This is a genomic window from Vagococcus intermedius (genome assembly GCF_029144185.1).
Taxonomy (GTDB): domain Bacteria; phylum Bacillota; class Bacilli; order Lactobacillales; family Vagococcaceae; genus Vagococcus_D; species Vagococcus_D intermedius.
The window spans coordinates 1,441,682-1,460,817 of record NZ_CP110232.1 but is presented as its reverse complement, the minus strand read 5'-3'; the positions used below and the strand labels follow the sequence as shown (position 1 = coordinate 1,460,817).

17 protein-coding genes and 1 other annotated feature are annotated in these 19,136 nt (G+C 36.1%); of the genes, 13 read left to right on the top strand and 4 right to left on the bottom strand.

From position 1 onward, the window contains the following. Positions 1–115: 115 nt before the first annotated feature. Both OL234_RS06795 and OL234_RS06790 read left to right on the top strand, forming a co-directional pair. Positions 116–802, top strand: coding sequence for a response regulator transcription factor (locus OL234_RS06795; RefSeq protein ID WP_275468493.1), 687 nt, complete (start codon positions 116–118; stop codon positions 800–802). Next, entirely contained in the window at positions 802–2,337 is a 1,536-nt protein-coding gene (locus OL234_RS06790) for a HAMP domain-containing sensor histidine kinase (protein WP_275468492.1), read from the top strand. The genes OL234_RS06795 and OL234_RS06790 overlap by 1 nt, the downstream gene beginning before the upstream one ends. A 41-nt stretch (positions 2,338–2,378) precedes the next feature. On the opposite strand, the gene OL234_RS06785 is transcribed toward OL234_RS06790, so the two are convergent. From OL234_RS06785 to OL234_RS06770, 4 genes are all read right to left on the bottom strand, one after another. Beyond that, positions 2,379–3,392 (bottom strand): inorganic phosphate transporter, encoded by a 1,014-nt coding sequence (locus OL234_RS06785; RefSeq protein WP_275468491.1) that lies wholly within the window; start codon positions 3,390–3,392, stop codon positions 2,379–2,381. Positions 3,393–3,406: 14 nt separating this feature from the next. Further along, on the bottom strand, positions 3,407–4,027 hold the full coding sequence (locus tag OL234_RS06780) for a DUF47 domain-containing protein (RefSeq protein WP_275468490.1): 621 nt from the start codon (positions 4,025–4,027) through the stop codon (positions 3,407–3,409). 246 nt (positions 4,028–4,273) lie between these two features. Then, positions 4,274–5,251 carry a membrane protein insertase YidC gene (gene yidC / locus OL234_RS06775; protein ID WP_275468489.1) on the bottom strand — a complete coding sequence of 326 codons (978 nt, stop codon included), beginning with the start codon at positions 5,249–5,251 and terminating at the stop codon, positions 4,274–4,276. Between the two features lie 103 nt (positions 5,252–5,354). Beyond that, positions 5,355–5,630 carry an acylphosphatase gene (locus OL234_RS06770; RefSeq protein ID WP_275468488.1) on the bottom strand — a complete coding sequence of 92 codons (276 nt, stop codon included), beginning with the start codon at positions 5,628–5,630 and terminating at the stop codon, positions 5,355–5,357. 150 nt (positions 5,631–5,780) lie between these two features. On the opposite strand from OL234_RS06770, the gene OL234_RS06765 reads away from it, so the two are divergent. The 11 genes from OL234_RS06765 to trpX all read left to right on the top strand — a co-directional run bounded on the left by OL234_RS06765 (position 5,781) and on the right by trpX (position 19,131). Beyond that, positions 5,781–6,551 (top strand): TrmH family RNA methyltransferase, encoded by a 771-nt coding sequence (locus OL234_RS06765; RefSeq protein ID WP_275468487.1) that lies wholly within the window; start codon positions 5,781–5,783, stop codon positions 6,549–6,551. Between the two features lie 139 nt (positions 6,552–6,690). Next, the gene (locus OL234_RS06760; RefSeq protein WP_437184437.1) at positions 6,691–7,155 is read left to right on the top strand and encodes an HD domain-containing protein; all 465 of its coding nucleotides are present in this window, start codon (positions 6,691–6,693) and stop codon (positions 7,153–7,155) included. A gap of 95 nt (positions 7,156–7,250) precedes the next feature. Then, positions 7,251–7,589: a winged helix-turn-helix transcriptional regulator gene (locus tag OL234_RS06755; RefSeq protein WP_275468485.1), complete on the top strand. Its 339-nt coding sequence runs from the start codon at positions 7,251–7,253 to the stop codon at positions 7,587–7,589. A gap of 52 nt (positions 7,590–7,641) precedes the next feature. Then, positions 7,642–7,865, top strand: a binding site (T-box leader). 82 nt (positions 7,866–7,947) lie between these two features. Then, positions 7,948–8,997: a phenylalanine--tRNA ligase subunit alpha gene (pheS, locus tag OL234_RS06750; RefSeq protein ID WP_275468484.1), complete on the top strand. Its 1,050-nt coding sequence runs from the start codon at positions 7,948–7,950 to the stop codon at positions 8,995–8,997. A gap of 1 nt (position 8,998) precedes the next feature. Continuing rightward, positions 8,999–11,416: a phenylalanine--tRNA ligase subunit beta gene (gene pheT, locus OL234_RS06745; RefSeq protein WP_275468483.1), complete on the top strand. Its 2,418-nt coding sequence runs from the start codon at positions 8,999–9,001 to the stop codon at positions 11,414–11,416. Positions 11,417–11,644: 228 nt separating this feature from the next. Next, a complete protein-coding gene (gene gcvT, locus OL234_RS06740; protein ID WP_275468482.1) occupies positions 11,645–12,739 on the top strand; it encodes a glycine cleavage system aminomethyltransferase GcvT in 1,095 nt (364 codons plus the stop codon). 20 nt (positions 12,740–12,759) lie between these two features. Then, a complete protein-coding gene (gene gcvH, locus OL234_RS06735; protein WP_275468481.1) occupies positions 12,760–13,149 on the top strand; it encodes a glycine cleavage system protein GcvH in 390 nt (129 codons plus the stop codon). Between the two features lie 2 nt (positions 13,150–13,151). Continuing rightward, complete coding sequence (gcvPA, locus tag OL234_RS06730; protein ID WP_275468480.1) at positions 13,152–14,480, top strand: aminomethyl-transferring glycine dehydrogenase subunit GcvPA; 1,329 nt, start codon at positions 13,152–13,154, stop codon at positions 14,478–14,480. Then, positions 14,471–15,904 (top strand): aminomethyl-transferring glycine dehydrogenase subunit GcvPB, encoded by a 1,434-nt coding sequence (gene gcvPB, locus OL234_RS06725; RefSeq protein ID WP_275468479.1) that lies wholly within the window; start codon positions 14,471–14,473, stop codon positions 15,902–15,904. The genes gcvPA and gcvPB overlap by 10 nt, the downstream gene beginning before the upstream one ends. A 113-nt stretch (positions 15,905–16,017) precedes the next feature. Beyond that, positions 16,018–17,694 (top strand): formate--tetrahydrofolate ligase, encoded by a 1,677-nt coding sequence (locus OL234_RS06720; protein ID WP_275468478.1) that lies wholly within the window; start codon positions 16,018–16,020, stop codon positions 17,692–17,694. Positions 17,695–18,132: 438 nt separating this feature from the next. Continuing rightward, positions 18,133–19,131 (top strand): tryptophan ABC transporter substrate-binding protein, encoded by a 999-nt coding sequence (gene trpX, locus OL234_RS06715; RefSeq protein WP_275468477.1) that lies wholly within the window; start codon positions 18,133–18,135, stop codon positions 19,129–19,131. Positions 19,132–19,136 lie beyond the last annotated feature (5 nt).

Here is a 19,136-nt window from a genome sequence, read left to right as displayed (position 1 = left end):
TTATTTTTTGAAGTAATTGCTGACATAGGTAAGATACATTGGCTTTTTAGCTCATATATCGTTATAATAAAAAAGAGCTTTAGGAATACCCTAAAAAAGAAAGGAATTACCATAAATGAGTAATATTTTAATCATCGAAGATGAAAAGAATTTAGCCCGCTTCGTGGAGTTAGAACTAAAACATGAAGGTTATCATGTGGAAGTTCACTACAATGGACGTACTGGCTTAGAAGCTGCTTTAGGAAGCGATTGGGATGCAATCTTATTAGACTTGATGTTACCTGAACTAAATGGTTTAGAAGTATGTCGTCGTATCAGACAAACTAAGAATACGCCGATTATAATGATGACGGCTAGAGACTCTGTGATTGATCGTGTCTCAGGTTTAGACCATGGAGCAGACGATTATATCGTCAAACCGTTTGCTATTGAAGAACTATTAGCACGATTAAGAGCCTTGTTACGTCGAATTGATATTGAAGGCGATAAAAATGTTATGAAACAAACGACTCTTTCCTATCGTAATTTGACAATTGAAAAAGAGAACCGAATTGTTCGTCGTGACAATGAAGTGATAGAATTGACTAAACGTGAATATGAGTTATTACTTGCTTTAATGGAAAATGTAAATGTTGTATTAGCACGTGATGTTTTACTAAATAAGGTTTGGGGTTATGAAACAGAGGTAGAGACCAATGTAGTAGATGTTTATATTAGATACTTAAGAAATAAAATTGATGTACCCGGCGAAGAAAGTTACATTCAAACTGTTCGTGGAACGGGTTATGTGATGAGATCTTAATGAAATCATTCTTTAAAAAATGTCGTAATTTTTTTGCTACCAATTTAGTGATTACAGTCAAGTGGACGTTGTTAACTTCAATGTTCATTTTTCTCTTGTTTAGCATTTTTGCTTTTGTTACCTACAAGACAAGTACGGATCTATTGGTTAGAGAAGAAAAAACGAATTTGAAAAATACCTCTAATGAAATAACACAACGTCTCGAGCAGTCGGACCATAGTTTATCAATGAAAACCACAGCATTCTATTTAAAAGGGGACAAAGAAAATTTACCTGGCAGTCCTAATAATAAAACGATTGAAGCTAATTTAATCCAGTTAAATAGTTTTATCTCAGAGCTAGCTCAACCTGAATTAAATGTGACAGTCTATAATAAGTCAAAAAAACTAATTTTTGAAACACAAAGTGAAAACTGGGACTATCGTGGAAGTGAAAAAAGTGAAATGAAAGAATCCCAAATCGGTAAGCAAACTGGCTTTTTAGCAACGCAACCCGTCTATTCAAATAAAACGAAAGAATTGATAGGTTATACGCAATTATTTTATGATTTAAGTTCAGTTCAAACAATTAAAACGAAATTATTAAGTACGATGATTTTATTAATTGCCGGTGGGACTTTGATTAGTTTGACGCTAGGTTTTATTTTATCTTCTTATTTTTTAAAACCACTTAAAAAGATGACACAGATTATCAATGTGATTAAAACAGACCCTCAATCAAATGTTAGATTGCCCGAGTTACAGAGTAAAGATGAATTTTCTGATTTGACCGAAGTATTTAATGACATGTTAGATCGCATGCAAAAATTCATTGAGCAACAACAGCAATTTGTGGAAGATGTCTCTCATGAGTTGAGAACCCCTGTTGCGATTATTGAAGGCCATCTTAAGCTTTTAAATCGTTGGGGTAAAGATGATCCAGAAGTTTTGGAAGAGTCCTTAGAAGCCTCGTTACAAGAGATTATTCGTATGAAGAGTTTAGTCCAAGAAATGTTAGATTTATCTCGTCTTGAACAGGTCGAATTTCAGCATAAAAATGATATTTCACTAGCTAAAGAAGTGACGCATCAAACATTTAATAACTTTGAAATTTTATATCCAGATTTTACTTTTATTTTAGATGATGACCTTTATAAAGAACGTAAAGTAAAAATTTATCGCCATCATTTTGAACAGTTATTAATTATTATTTTAGATAATGCAGTAAAATATTCTCGTGAACGTAAAGAAATCCACATGTCAGTTTCTTCCACACGTTCAGATTTAGAGATTGCTATCCAAGATTTTGGAGAAGGTATTGATGAAGAAGATATTACGCAAATTTTCAACCGTTTTTATCGAGTTGATAAAGCTCGTAGCCGTCATAAAGGTGGAAATGGTTTAGGTTTATCCATTGCCAAAGAATTGGTAGAAAGTTATGGTGGTCATATTTTAGCAGAAAGTGCCTTAGGAGTTGGGACTATTTTTAGAATATTTCTACCTATGGTAGAGGAAGAAAAAGTAGTGGAAGATAAAAAAGAGAATAAAAAGTCATAATAGATATAAAAAAAGGGAAGCAATTAATTGCTTCCCTTTTTTTATTTAATAATAAGATTTAAAATACTAAAAATGATTGTTGAAATAATAGCTGAAACCGGTAAGGTAATAACCCAAGTAAATAGCATCCGTTTACCAGTATCCCACTTCACTCCTTTAGGACGATGTGACGTTCCCACACCCATAATGGCTGAACTGATTACATGAGTAGTACTAACGGGTAAGTGTAAGAGTGTCGCACTGAAAATAACCATAACAGAACTAATATCTGCAGCCACACCTGTCACGGGTTTAATTTTCATGATTTTTCCACCAACGGTTTTAATAATTTTCCAACCACCAATACTTGTTCCAATTGCCATGGCAGTCGCACAAGCAATTTGTACCCAAGTTTGAACATCGCTACCAGATTGATAGCCACCAGCGATTAAAGCCATTGTGATAATCCCCATGGCTTTTTGAGCATCATTTGTTCCGTGAGTGAATGATTGTAGAGCTGCTGTTAAAATCTGAAATAAACGAAAATTTCGATTAGCTCGTGATAAATTATGATTTTTAAAAATAAATTTAATGATGGTATATACAATATAACCAACAAAGAATGCTAAGACAGGTGATAGAATCAAACCACCAAATATTTCTAATAAGCCAGTTTTGTTAATAGCTGAGAAACCAGCTGCTGCAACTGTAGCGCCAGCAATTGATCCGATTAAAGCATGTGAGGAACTGCTTGGAATACCAAAGTACCAAGTGATTAAGTTCCATGCAATAGCTGAAAGTAAAGCTGAGATCAATACTACTTGCATGTTGACGTGTGGTAAATCAAAGGTAGATGATAGGACGATATCATCTGTAATTCTTTTAGCCACACCTTGGAAAAGTAGCGCTCCTAAGAAGTTCATGCAGGCCGCTAGCATAATAGCATGTTTAGGTTTTAGTGCTTTAGTTGAAACGCTTGTCGCGATAGCATTAGCTGTATCATGGAAACCATTGATCAAGTCAAAAACTAACGAACAGGCAACGATTACAACGGTTAAAATAAACAATTGATCCATTATATATTAGCCCCCTAAGCGTTCTTCATAACGATAGAGTTTAATGTTTTAGAAACATCTTCACAGAAATTAGCGATCTCTTCAAGATTTTCATAAACTGTTTTGTAACGAATTAAGCGGATTGGATCTTCTTCTTCTTGGAATAAAGCAAGTAGTGCTTCACGATAAAGATCATCACATTTAGATTCATGTCTTTTGATTTTTTTTGAATGTGTATTAATCACTTTTAGATTTTTTGTAAACATACAGTCTACAGCAGAAGCGATTTCTTGAGTGGCACCACTAATTTCAGTTGCCATTTTCGTAATCACGTCATTAAATTTAGATAAGTGACAGATTTCAAATGATAGTGCAGCTTTTTCCATAGCATCTAAGACATCATCAATACGGTTAGTCAGTTCTAACATGTCTTCACGTTCAATGGGTGTGATAAATGTGTCATTAAGAGCAACAATCATTTGATAGACCATTTTGTCACCTTTTGACTCATAATTATTAATTGTTTCTGAGAAAACAGTGATATCTTCTAGTTTCTCAGGAGAAAAAGATGAAAAATATGCTGCAGCTTCTTGTAGATTTACTGTCATGTCTTGCAATAATTCGCCAAACTGGTCTTTTTTATTTCTTGAAAACATTAAAAAATCTCCTCACATAGTTAATATTATTTTTATCCAATTACATTCCAATGTTACCATAAATGAATCTATTTAACTATGTTAAATTTCGCATTTACTTGAAAAAAAACAGAAATAATTCATAAGTTGTATAAAACCTTTAATATCAAGGTTTATAGAGGTTTAATAGACACTATTTAAGGCAAGTTAAGTGAAAAAATTAAAGCCTACAAAAAAAGAACTCCGGGCTTAATCGGAGTTCTTTTTTTATTTTTGACGTTTTTGTTGACGACCGGCATTGCGCCCACCGTTATTTTTTTTATTTTTTTGAGACCCTGTATTTAAAGTTTTTGATTTTTGGGCATTTGTTGGGGTTACTTTTTCAGCTGGTTTGATATTGTCTGTGTAAGCTGAAACTGGTTTAGGTGGGTTTTTACGGAATTCTTCTGCCACTTGTTTACGAATTTTAGGACGTTGGTATAAGTTAGCAATTAAGGTTTGCACACAACTAAAGATACCTCCGATAACCCAATATAAAGTTACTCCAGCAGGAGCACTAAATGACATAAATCCAATCATCAATGGTGACATGATCATCATCGATTTCATTTGTTTTTTCTGTTCTTCAGGCATCCCGATCATTCCTAAGTAGCTTTGTAATAAATAACTAAGAGCTGCTAATATAGTTAAGATCAAGCTACGTTGGCCTAGGCTAATTCCTAAGAAAGTAGCCCCTTCAATACCAGGCATATATTTAATTGTAAAGAATAGTGCGGTAAAAATAGGCATTTGAATTAATAGAGGTAAACAGCCAATTCCACCAAACATACTCATATTATTATCTTTGTATAACCCTTGTAATTCTTGAGTAGCAGCCATTTGTTCAGCTTGTGTGACAGCTGATTTTTGTTTTTTCTGAATGATTTCCATCTGAGGTTTTAAAAACTGCATTTTTTCAGATTGATAAGCAGCTTTCTTAGTTTGATGTAACCCCAGTGGTAAGATAATCGCACGTACGATTAAGGTGAAGACAATTACTGCTAAGCCATAATTCCCACTGAAAATATCAACAAAGTAATTAATCAAATGACTCATTGGTTCAACTAATAAATTATACATCCAACCGTCTCCAGTTGGTTTTCCCACATTTGGTCCTTCTTTATAAGTTTGGACACACCCTGATAATGTAACAAGTAAGCCTAGTAGTCCAGAGGCTAGTAACCATTTTTTCATTTTTATTTTCATCTGCTTCTTCCTTTTATTTAAATTTACTGATACTGTCTACTATAATGGATTGTGTCTATTTTTTCAATTGTTTATCTGAAAGTAACTTCTGATAAAGTAGACTTTAGTAAGTGACCTTAAAGTTATCTCTTATAGGTAAGCTAGGATCTTCTATTAACTCTACCTGTTCTACTTTGCCACTAGGGGAAGGAGAGGCTTTAATTATTTTTATAAAGGTCTCTAATTGGTCATCAGTACCATTTGCTTCTATATAAACTGAACCTTCAGCTAAATTTTTAACAATACCTCCAATTTTTAAGCGATCTGCCGCCATTTTGGTAGTAAAACGGAAACCGACACCTTGGACACGGCCTGTCACAATCATTTTTATTTTTTTCATATTGTCACCTCATTTAAATTAAATTATAAGTCTATTTTACGCGTTAAATGGTATTTTTCAATGAAGAATTTATTAAGGAAGATAGTTTAAATAAACAGAGAATGCTATAATTAGTTGAAAAAATACTGAAAAGCATTCAAAGGGGATTTTATGTTAGAAATTACATCTACTAAAAATAGTTATATTAAAGAGTTAAAAAAATTGGAAAAGAAAAAACATCGTGATGCTAGTCAATGTTATTTAATTGAAGGAGAACACTTAGTTGGCGAGGCAATAAAACATGGCGCTAATCTCGAAACAATTTTAGTGACGGAAGCTGGTAGAGGTTTATTGGCAAACTTTTCTGAATTAGCTAGAACTACCAAGAGTTATTTAGTGACGGAAGAGGTTTTTAAAGTTATTTCATCTGTCCCTGCACCACAAGGTATTATGGCAGTGGTTCATCAAACAAACGATGAGCTAAACCAAAAAACTATGGGGCCATACTTGCTATTGGATAATGTTCAAGATCCTGGTAATGTTGGAACCATGATCCGCACAGCTGACGCGGCGGGTTTTGGAACTGTTATTTTGGGAGAGGGATGTGCAGATATTTATAGCGCTAAAGTGTTACGTTCTATGCAAGGAAGTCAATTCCATGTGACTCTTATTCAGAGTAATTTAATGGAAGCAATGACGAAGTTAAAGGAAAAAAATATTGCGATTTATGGAACAGAATTAAACCCTGAGGCAATTTCTTACCGTGATTTAGTTATCGAAGGTGACTATGGATTAGTTATGGGTAATGAAGGGCAAGGTGTTTCAAAAGAAATACTAAATCAAACACGGCAAAATATTTATATTCCAATTGATGGACAAGCGGAATCTTTAAATGTTGCAATTGCAGCAGGTATTTTAATGTTTTCTTTACGTTCGTTATAAATATTATAAAATAGTTAATATAGGGTCATAAACTGGAATAATTCTAAATTAGGTGTTAAAATCATAGTATTAAATTAAATCTATAAAGAAAAGGAAGTCATGCGAATTGAAACAAAACTGGCAAAATGATAGAGAGTATATGTCTTATGTGGAAGATCTAATTAATACAGAAGAAGTTCAAAGTCTAGGAGAATTCACACAACATCATTACTCAACTAGGTTAGATCATTCAATTTCAGTTTCTTACTTAAGCTATCGTCTCGCTAAAAAGTGGAAAGGAAATGCCCGTGCAACAGCTCGCGCTGGTCTTTTACATGATCTCTTCTTTTACGATTGGCGAACAGAGGACTACGATGGCGGAACACATGCTTATGTTCACCCCAGAGTCGCTGTAAAAAATGCTGAGAAATTAACTGAATTATCTGACTTAGAACGTGATATTATAATTAAACATATGTGGTTAGCAACTATTGCGCCACCAAGATATAAAGAAAGTTATATTGTGACGTTTGTCGATAAATATTGTGCGGTAAATGAAGTGGTTGTACCAGTCTATCGCAATACCTTAAACAAAGTGACGTCACTATTTAAAGTAGCTAGCTAAACTCTCTACATTTGAAAGTAACCACCTACATATTGTGAGGTGGGTTATTTTTTTAGAAAAGAGACCAATCAATAAAGTAAGTGAGGTGAGACTTGATGGAAGAGTCTGAGTGTCAGAAACGCCAATTTCAGTTGTGTCCCAAGTTTGAAAAAACCTTCTCAATTTTAGGCAAACGTTGGAATGGGTTAATTATTGATGTTTTATTAGAAGAAGGATGTCAGCGTTTCGGTGAACTTGCTGCTAAAATTCCTAATTTAAGCGACCGTGTTCTAGTTGAGCGTCTGAAAGAGTTAGAGTCAAATGGGATTATTGAACGTTTGGAAGATGAGGAAAATAGTAAAAAAGTTGAATATCGTTTAACTGAAATGGGACAAGATTTAAGAAGTACGATGCAAGAAATTCAACGTTGGAGTGAGAAATGGTTGATACTTTAGAAAATTAGTTGACCTAGTGATCGGTTTCTTGTAGACTATAAAGGAACATATGAAAGAAACAGTGATGGAAAAGAGTAATTTAGTAAAGGAATGATTCCAGGGAACTTTGGCCTTAGACTGTAAGCTGAAGTATGATTCGCTAAATGAAGTTCACTTCCTGAGTTACCTAGCTAAATACTAGGTCGGTGAGAGCATCGTTAACAACATCAAAGAGTATTAGTCATGTATATGACTTATAATAAATTAGGATGGTACCACGAGCCCCTCGTTCCTTTACGGAGTGAGGGGCTTTTTGTCTATTGTTCTAATTAACATCATAGTTATTAAATAACTATTCAGATAAGAGAGGATGAAATGTATGTCTTTAAAACAACAATTAGAAGCATTGAGAGAAGAAACTTTAGCTAAAATTTCTGACAGTCACGCTTTGAATGATTTAAATCAAATTCGTGTTGAAACCCTTGGTAAAAAAGGACCAATCACGGAAGTTTTAAGAGGAATGAAAGATTTATCAGCTGAAGAGCGACCAGTCGTTGGTGGTTTTGCAAATGAAATCCGCGATCATTTAGCAGAAAAAATTGAGGAGAAAAAAATTCAATTAGAAACGTTAGAGATGAATCGCAAATTGGAAAAAGAAACAATTGATGTTACTTTACCAGGAAAAGAACTCAGCCGTGGTTCAGCTCATGTCTTAACTCAAACAATGACTGAAATGGAAGATATCTTTTTAGGAATGGGGTATCAAGTTGTTGAAGGATTCGAAGTCGAGCAAGATGAGTATAACTTTGAACGTATGAATTTACCAAAAGATCATCCAGCACGTGATATGCAAGATACCTTTTATATTACAGAAGAGTTATTACTAAGAACGCACACATCACCTGTACAAGCCCGGACCATGGAAAAACACGATTTTACGAAAGGTCCTTTACGAATGATTAGTCCAGGAAAAGTGTTCCGACGCGATAGCGATGATGCAACACATAGTCATCAATTTCATCAAATTGAAGGCCTAGTCATTGATAAAAATATTACGATGGGTGACTTAAAAGGAACGTTAGAAGTAGTCATGAAAAAAATGTTTGGTGATGACCGAGAAATCCGCTTACGCCCAAGTTACTTCCCATTCACAGAACCTTCTGTTGAAGTGGATGTTAGCTGTTTCAAATGTGGTGGTAAGGGCTGTAATGTTTGTAAAGAAACCGGTTGGATTGAAATTTTAGGTGCTGGTATGGTTCATCCAAATGTCTTGAAAATGTCTGGTATCAATCCAGAAGAATACAGTGGTTTCGCTTTTGGAATGGGACCAGATCGTATTGCAATGTTACGTTACGGGGTCAATGATATTCGTTACTTTTATCAAAATGACCGTCGATTCTTAGAACAGTTTTCAGTAAAGGAGAAATAATATGTTAGTCTCTTATAAATGGTTAAATGAAATGTTAGATTTATCACAAGTATCAGCTGAGGAATTAGCTGATAAAATGTCTCGTACAGGAATTGAAGTAGAAGAAGTTAAAATTCCTGAACAAGGGTTAAAAAAAATAGTAGTAGGTGATGTTAAAGAATGTGTACCACATCCAGATAGCGATCACTTATCAATTTGTCAAGTAGATGTCGGTGAAGACGAGCTATATCAAATTGTTTGTGGAGCACCAAATGTAGAAGCCGGTAAAAAAGTAATTGTGGCAATGCCTAACTCACGTATTACTGGTAATACAAAGATCAAAAAAGGGAAGATGCGCGGCGTAGTGTCAATGGGAATGTTATGTTCGCTAGATGAACTTGGTTATTCCGATAGTGTTGTGCCAAAAGAATTTTCTGATGGTATCTATATTATGCCAGAAGAAGCTATCCCTGGAGAGCCTGTCTTTTCATACTTAGACATGGATGATGCTATTATTGAGTTGTCAATCACACCTAATCGTGCAGATGCTCTAAGTATGCGTGGTGTTGCTTATGAAGTTGGTGCAATCTATCGTCAAACGCCATCATTTTCATCAAAAGTTTTAACGGAAGATACAAATGAGAAGGCAAGTGATTATATTAGCGCAATTGTTGAAAATAAAGAGGATGTTCCAAATTATCGCGTGCGCATTATCAAAGATATTACGGTAAAACCAAGCCCTGTTTGGTTACAAAACCGTCTAATGAATGAAGGGATTCGCCCGGTTAATAATATCGTTGATGTGACTAATTTTGTCTTACTTTTATTCGGTCAACCAATGCATGCTTTTGATTATGAGAAGATCGGTAGTAAAGAAATAGTTGTACGTCGTGGGCAACAGGATGAAAAAATTGTGACCTTGGATGAACAAGAGCGGCAAGTAACCCCAGAAAATATTGTAGTAACAAATGGTCAAACGCCAATTGCTTTAGCTGGTATTATGGGTGGTTATGATTCAGAAATTACATCTAAGACAACGACAGTTGTCCTAGAAGCAGCCACGTTTGCCGGTGTTATAACACGTAAATCGGCGAAACAATTTGGTTTACGTAGTGAGTCAAGCAGTCGTTTTGAAAAAGGTATTAACTTAGATACTGTACAAGAAGCACTAGAATATGCTGCAGCTATGATCGCCGAGTTAGGTGATGGAAGAGTTGTGGCCGGCGAAGTAGTCGCTTCAGAGACAAAAGCTCCTGAGACGCAAGTTGCGATTACTCTTTCTAAAATTAATCGTTCTTTAGGAACAGCCTTAACAGTTAAAGAGGTTAATGATATTTTAGAGGCCTTAGGATTTGAGTTTGTTGAAACAAACGAAGCTTATGTCGTGTCAATTCCTGGACGTCGTTGGGATATTAGTATTGAAGCAGATATCATTGAAGAAGTAGCTAGAATTTATGGGTATGATAATCTTCCTTCAACTTTACCAAGTGGCGAAGCTTTACCAGGGGCGTTAACAACAGAGCAGGCTCTGGTTAGAACGATTCGTGAATCGTTAGAAGGTAATGGTGTATCAGAAGCAATTAGTTATGCGTTGACAACTGAAACCAAAGCAACACAATTCACTGTAAGACCAGAACCAGTTGTGGCCTTACAATCACCAATGAGTGAAGATCATGGGATTTTACGTCAAAGCTTAATCACTGGCTTATTGGAAGATGTTGCGTATAACGTGGCACGTAAAAATACTGATTTAGCTTTATATGAGATTGGTAAAGTCTTTTCTTTAGTTGATGGCCAAAAGTTACCAAAAGAAACACGTCATCTAGCCTTAGCAATGACAGGCTTGACAAAACAAGCAACTTGGCAAGAGAGTAAAGTGCCAGTAGATTTTTATGTGATCAAAGGTGCTCTTGAGTCAATTTTTAATACGCTAGGCTTGTCTCAAGCTATTAAATTTGAAGGGACTGCTGAATTTCCTCAGATGCATCCAGGACGTACTGCTAAAATTATGGCTGGAGATACCATGTTGGGGATGGTTGGCCAAATTCATCCGTTAAGTGCTAAAGCTTACGATGTTCCTGAAACTTATGTCGCTGAATTAAATCTAGATGCACTCTTAGAAGTTGAAAGCACAGGAATTGTTTACCAAGCTGTTTCAAAATTCCCAGCAATGAGCCGTGATATGGCCTTATTAGTGGATACGACGGTTTCTAATCAAGAGTTAATTGATGTTATTAGAGCGAATGGTGGAAAATTCTTACAAGATGTTAAATTATTTGATATCTTCCAAGGTGAAAAACTTGGTTTAAATAAAAAATCAATGGCTTACTCATTAACTTTCTTGAATCGTGAAGCAACTTTAGTTGATGAAGATGTCACAAAAGCAACTGATAAGATTCAAGCTGCTTTAGTTGAAGAATTTTCAGTTGAAATACGTTAGATAAAAAAAGAGAAGATGACTATAAGTCATCTTCTCTTTTTTTTATTAGGAAACTCCCATCATGCTCACGAAGTATAAAAATTAGGTACCGTAACTAGTGAATAGTTGAACTAATACAACAAACTTGTATTTTAGTTAGAAGATTATTATAATGGCGTTGTAAACGGTTACGATTCAGTAGGGAAGGCAAGTGTCGGTTTAGAGGATTATAGAGAAGGGTGTGAAGAGATGAAAGAGAAAACAACAGCATTATATGAGGAGCATCTAGCATTAGGAGGCAAAATGGTCCCTTTTGCAGAGTATTTGTTACCTATCAATTATCAAGGAACAACCTTAGTTCAAGAACATCTTGCAGTGAGAGAGCAAGCAGGTCTTTTTGATGTGTCACATATGGGAACGCTTGATATCAGTGGAGAGGATGCCTTAGATAATTTAAATTATTTATTGACGAACGATTTTAGTAATATGACAATCGGTCAAGTTAGATATAGCCTGATGTTAAACAACCAAGGTGGTATTTTAGATGATTTTGTGGTCTTTAAATGGTCTGAAACACACTATCAAATCATTGTGAATGCTGCTAACCGCTTAAAAGATTATAAGTGGCTTAAGGAAAATGCTTTTGGGAATTGCAAGGTGAAAGATTTATCGGAAGGAACAGCTATTTTAGCCTTACAAGGGCCAAATTCAACAGCTATTTTAGAAAAATTAGTTGAAAAAAAAATGCTTCCAACTGGTTATTATCGTTTTATAGCTGATGTTCCCTTGGAAGAAGCAACGGTTACTATTTCTCAAACCGGTTATACTGGCGAGATGGGGTATGAACTTTATTGTGAACCAGAAGAAGTAGTCACCGTTTGGCGTGCTTTATTAGAACAAGGAAAAGACTTAGGCTTAGTACCTTGCGGGTTAGGAGCACGTGATACCTTACGTCTAGAAGCAGGGATGCCTCTTTATGGCCATGAACTGAGTGAAGAAATCACACCATTTGAAGCGGGACTAAAATTTGCAGTCAAAATGACCAAACCTGATTTTATTGGGAAAGGGGCGTTAGAAAGTAAATTAGACCCACATCGTTTACGTCGTGGTTTAAAAGTGTTAGGTAAAGGATTGATCCGTGAGGATATGGCCGTACATGCTGCTGATATGGAGGTTGGTTATACAACATCAGGAACGTTTTCCCCAAGCTTAGGTTATGGAATTGGGATGGCTTTATTAAACCGAGACTATGCCAAAATCGGGACAGAACTTATTGTCAATGTAAGAGGACGACATTTACCTGTTGAAGTTGTATCAGCTACTTTTTATAAGCAAGGAAAATAAAAAAATGGAGGAATGATAGCATGGTTTATGCAACTAATTTATATTATACAGAGGAACACGAATGGATAGCGCTGAACGAAGACCAAACGATTGCTAAAATTGGAATTACTGATTTTGCGCAGGAACAACTTGGTGATGTTGTTTATATTGGTTTACCAGAGGTTGATGACAAATTTTCCAAAGGGGAGTCTATTGCTGAAGTAGAGTCAGTAAAATCAGTTTCAGATATTTTTAGTCCCTTACCAGGTAAAATTATGAAAGTAAATGATGTATTAGAAGAGCAACCAGAGTTATTAAATAATGCCCCATTTGAAACTTGGTTAGTGGAAGTTGAACTTGAGGACGGGGCAGATGTTTCACATTTACTAACAGCTGACGCGTATCAAACCTTAGTTGAACAGGAGGGGTAAGAATGGGGTTAGGTAATTATGTGCCTACAACGACATTAGCACAAAAAGAAATGCTTGAGTCGATGGGTATTCAGAAGATTGAAGAGCTATATACGGTTATTCCAGACAATTTAAAATTACAAAAACTAGCTATTCCTGCAGGTAAATCAGAGTTAGAAGTCCGTCGATTAATTAAAAAACTTGGAGATAAGAATCAAGTATTTGAGACCATTCTTAGAGGTGGTGGTGCTTATCATCATTATATTCCAGCTTTAGTCAAACAAATTGCAGCAAAAGAGGAATTTTTGACAGCTTATACACCGTATCAAGCAGAGATTAGCCAAGGTATTTTACAAGTTATTTTTGAATTTCAAACAATGATTTGTGAGCTGACAGGCATGGCAGTAGCTAACGCCTCAGTCTATGATGGCGCAACAGCTGCAGCTGAGGCTGTCAATATGACAATTAAAGGCAAAAAAAGAAAAGTTTTAGTAAGCGAAACGGTTCACCCGATGACGTTAGAAACCATTAAAACATATAGCGCGGGTCAAAATTTAGAAATCATAACTGTTCCAAGTACGAACGGAGTGACAGATTCAGAAAGATTAGCAGCACTTCTAGATCAAGAGACGGCTTGTTTTTATGTTCAATCACCTAATTATTATGGCATTGTCGAGCCGGCTGAAACTTATAGCCACTTGGTGCATGAACAAAAAGCAAAATTTATTATGGGAGTTAACCCAACCAGTCTAGCGATATTAAAAACACCAGCAGAGTGTGGTGCCGATATCGCAGTAGGAGAAGGACAGCCGTTAGGAATAGGCTTATCTTTTGGTGGCCCTTATTTAGGATTTATGGCAGCGACAAAAGCGATGACTCGTAACTTACCTGGTCGCGTGGTCGGTCAAACCGTCGACACTGAAGGTGAGCGCGCATTTACATTAACGTTACAGGCACGCGAGCAACATATTAAACGTGAAAAAGCCTCATCAAATATTTGTTCTAACCAAGCCCACTGTGCATTAATAGCCTCAGTCTATTTAACAACTATGGGACAGTATGGTTTAAAAAATGTGGCGACACAGTCTTATAGCAATACTCACTATTTAGCAGAACGGTTAGGTGAAATAAAAGGCTTTGAGTTGGTTTATACTCAACCGTATTTCCATGAAGTATTAATGACCACACCAATAGAGGCAACTATTTTATTAGACGCATTGGCTAAAAAAAATATTTTAGGTGGCTTAGTTGTTGGAAGTAATATTTTATGGTGTGCCACAGAAATGATAACCAAAGAAGAGATAGATGAAGTAGTGGTAACTATTAAGGAGGTATTAGCATCATGCAATTAAGTTTTGAAAAAAGTATGCCAGGTAGTTTTAATCAATTGATTGCAAATGAGCCAATTAAAGAGTACACCTTACCTGATGAGTTACAACGTCAAACGCCCCCTCGCTTACCAGAGATGAGTCAGCCTGAAATTAGTCGACATTATACTGAACTAGCAAAAGCAGCCCATGGAGTGAATGATGGTTTTTACCCATTGGGTTCGTGTACGATGAAATACAATCCCAAAATTAACGATGAATTGGCCAGTTTACCTCAATTTGCGAACCTTCATCCTTTACAGCCTCTGTCAACGGTTCAAGGGGCTTTAGAGTTACTATCTCTTGCTGAAGAACGTTTAACGGAAATAACTGGAATGGCTCATATGACGTTTCAGCCAGCAGCAGGAGCCCATGGTGAGTTAACAGCATTATTGATTTTTAAAGCATATCATGAATCAAAAGGACAAGAACGTAGAACTAAGATCTTAATTCCTGAAGCGGCTCACGGAACCAATCCAGCGAGTGCGGCAATGGTTGGTTATGAGACAGTCAATATTCCCTCAAATCCGCAAGGTAGCGTGGATATGGATGCATTTAAGGAACTCCTATCAGAAGAGATAGCTGGGTTAATGTTAACCAATCCAAATACAGTCGGGATTTTTGAAGAACATATTTTAGAAATAACAGAACTAGTCCATCAATGTGGGGGTCTGACGTATTATGATGGAGCAAATCTTAACCCGATTATGGGCGTGGTTCGACCTGGTGACATGGGCTTCGATGTGGTTCACCTAAATCTTCATAAAACATTCTCAACTCCCCATGGAGGAGGTGGTCCAGGTTCTGGCCCTATTGGTTGTAAAGACTTTTTAAAAGACTTTCTACCAACTGACTACCCAGTATTAACTGATAATGGTTACGATATGATTCGACCTGAACAGTCTATTGGTCGAATGAAGGCTTTTTATGGTCATTTCTTAACGGTTTTACGAGCCTTTACCTATATTTCAATCTTGGGGAATGAAGGGATTAGAGAAGCCGCTAACCAAGCAGTTTTAAATGCTAATTATTTACGCCATCACTTGAAAGATTGCTATGAGATAGCTTATCCAGGTTATTGTATGCATGAGTTTGTGATGACTTTAGAAAATTTGAAAAAAAATCATGATGTTACGGCACTAGATATAGCCAAAGCCATGCTAGATTACGGTATTCATCCACCAACTATGTATTTCCCAAATGTTGTGCCAGAAGCTTTAATGGTGGAACCAACTGAGACAGAATCAAAACAAACGTTGGATGAGGTTATTCGTATTTATCATGAGATATATGAGATAGCATGTCAAAGCCCAGAAAAAGTGAAAGAAGCACCTCACGATACGTTGGTTAAGCGTTTAGATGAAGTGACAGCTGCAAGACAGCCCATTTTACGTTACGACTGGTCATAATTCTTAATAAAAAAGGCAATTGATGGTAAAATAGAATCATTGTGACGTTCTAAATAACTATAACTAAAAAATAGAATTTAGAGAAGTGTCGAGTATAAGGGGGAATTGGTCATATGACAGAGTATTTAACAGATATAGAAATAGCACAAACCAACAAAATGGTGATGATTGAAGAGGTCGCTAAAAAATTAAATTTAACACGTCAAAATTTAGAATTATTTGGTAATTATAAGGCTAAAATTGACGTGGCAACATTAGCCGATAAAGAGGCAACAGGAAAAGTTATTTTGGTGACAGCCATTACACCCACACCTGCTGGGGAAGGAAAAACAACGACAGTTGTTGGCTTGGGAGATGCTTTAAACAAGATTGGTAAAAAAGCTGTGATTGCTTTACGTGAGCCATCTTTAGGACCAGTCTTTGGCATTAAAGGGGGAGCTGCCGGTGGTGGGTATGCCCAAGTAGTCCCAATGGAAGATATTAACTTACATTTTACAGGAGACTTTCATGCTATTGGTGCGGCTAATAATTTGTTAGCAGCTTTGTTAGATAATCATATTCACCAAGGAAATATGCTGGATATTGATGTTAATCGTATTACTTGGAAACGTTGTGTTGACATGAATGATCGGCAATTACGTAGTATTGTAAATGGGTTAGGTGCACGTGTAAATGGTATTCCACGAGAAGATGGGTTTGAAATTACTGTCGCTTCTGAAATCATGGCAGTTCTATGTTTAGCGACAGATTTAAAGGATTTGAAAAATCGTTTACGTCAAATGATCGTTGCTTATACACGAGATAACGAACCTGTGACAGCAGGTGACTTGAAAGCCGAAGGTGCAATGACAGCTCTTCTGAAAGAAGCTATTAAACCTAATTTAGTTCAAACATTAGAAAAAAATCCAGCGATTATTCATGGTGGCCCATTTGCCAATATTGCTCATGGTTGTAATTCAGTAATTGCTACTAAAACGGCTATGAAATTAGGTGAATATGTTGTCACTGAGGCCGGTTTTGGGGCAGATTTAGGGGCTGAGAAATTTTTAGATATCAAGTGCCGTCAAGCGAACATTACACCAAGTGCGGTAGTGGTAGTGGCAACTGTTCGTGCTTTAAAAATGCATGGTGGCTTAGCTAAGAACCAACTTTCAGAAGTGGACCTTACGGCCTTAGAAGCTGGATTGCCTAATTTATTAAAGCATGTTTCAAATATAACTGATGTTTATCATTTACCAGCAGTCGTTGCGATTAATAAATTCCCAACCGATTCAGAAGAAGAAATAGCGCTAATTACTGCAAAATGTCAAGAATTAAATGTAAAAGTGGTATTATCTGACGTTTGGGGCCAAGGAGGATCAGGAGGCGTTGCTTTAGCAGAGGAAGTCGTTGCTATGTGTGATTCGTCTGAAAATAATTTCTCTTACGCTTATGATAATGAGCAACCAATTGCTGATAAAATTACCGAAGTAGTCCAAAAAATCTATGGAGGATCGGGTGTGAGTTTTGCTAAATCAGCGAAAACAGCAATGGCTAAACTGGAGCACTTAGGTTATGGTAAGTTACCTGTTTGTATGGCTAAAACCCAGTACTCATTTTCAGATGATCCCAGTTTACTAGGTGCTCCGACCGACTTTACGATTGAAGTTAGTCAGATCAAAGTTTCAGCTGGAGCGGGCTTTATTGTCGTTTATACAGGAGATGTTATGACCATGCCAGGTTTACCGAAAATCCCAGCTGCTAATTCAATTGATGTTAATGAATCAGGTCAAATTACTGGTTTGTTTTAATTAAAAAACGTTCAATTAGTTTAATAAAAACAGCTTCTCAAAGCTATCGAGAGAAGTTGTTTTTTTTATTAAGATAAAAAAAAGGTTGACAAGAGAGTTATAGCCAAGTAAACTATGGCTTATATTAAAAGAGAAGAGAGGGATTTTCATGACACAACTAACACTTATCAAAAAAGAACAAATGAATGCTTGGCAAAGCTGGCGTAGATAGTTGTGTGTATGAAGATTCTTTCATAGATGCAACTTTTAGAGTACCTTCTAAATTTGCATCTATGTGGCTAAAAAGTAAGTAACCAACCATGTAGAGTGTTTATCTATGTGGTTTTTTTGTATTAATAAAAGTGTTGGTGACTACTAGTACTATTTTTAAGACAATGACTGCAATTAATGGGTCATTGTCTTTTTGTATACCCAAATATAAGAATGGAGGAAGAAGAAATGAAAAATAAAGGATTATTAGGGATGATGCTGCTACTAATCATCATCGTACTAGCTACTTTTGTAAGCGAGAAGCAAGAAACAAGGAAAAAAGAGCAGGACCGTGAAACTAAAACAGTTGGGATTTTGCAATATGTGAGTCATCCAGCTCTAGATGAGATTTACCGAGGTATTCAAGACGGTTTGGCAGAAAAGGGCTTTGAATCTGAAAAAAATTTAAAAATTGAATTTCAAAATGGGCAGGCTGACCAAAGTAAATTAAACATGATGAGCCAATACTTACTAAACAAAAAAGCCGATATTTTAGTGGGAATTGCAACACCTGCTGCCCAAGCTTTGGCGAATAATACAACAAATACACCAATAGTATTAGGAGCAATAACTGATCCTCAAGCAGCTCATTTAGTAGCTGACAATCAAAAACCAGGAGGGAACATCACAGGGGTAAGTGATCAATCACCAGTAGACGCCCAATTAGATTTAGCTAAAAAAATCATGCCAACTTTAAAAAAGGTAGGTGTTTTATATTCCTCAGCAGAAGATAATTCTGAAGCTCAAGCTAGTCGCGTAGTGGCAGAAGGGAGAAAAAGAGGGTTGCTTGTAAAAAAATACCCAGTTCCTTCGAGTAATCAAATATCTCAAATGGTTCAAGTTATGAGTTCAGAGGTGGATTTAATTTATCTACCTACGGATAATACCATTGCTAATGCTATGCAAATCGTTGTTGATATAGCAACAAAAAATAATATTCCAATTATGCCTTCAGTTGATACGATGGTAGCCCAAGGTGGGTTAGCGACTGTTGGGATTAACCAATATGAGTTGGGGGTTCAGACAGGGAAAATGACTGCCGATATTTTAAGGAATGACTCTCAGCCGGCTACCACACCTATTTATACATTTACAAAAGGAGATGTTGTCATAAATAAAGAACAGGCAAAAAAATTAGGAATAAAGATTCCAGACGACCTATTAAAAAGTGCAAGTAAAACTAAGTAGAAATG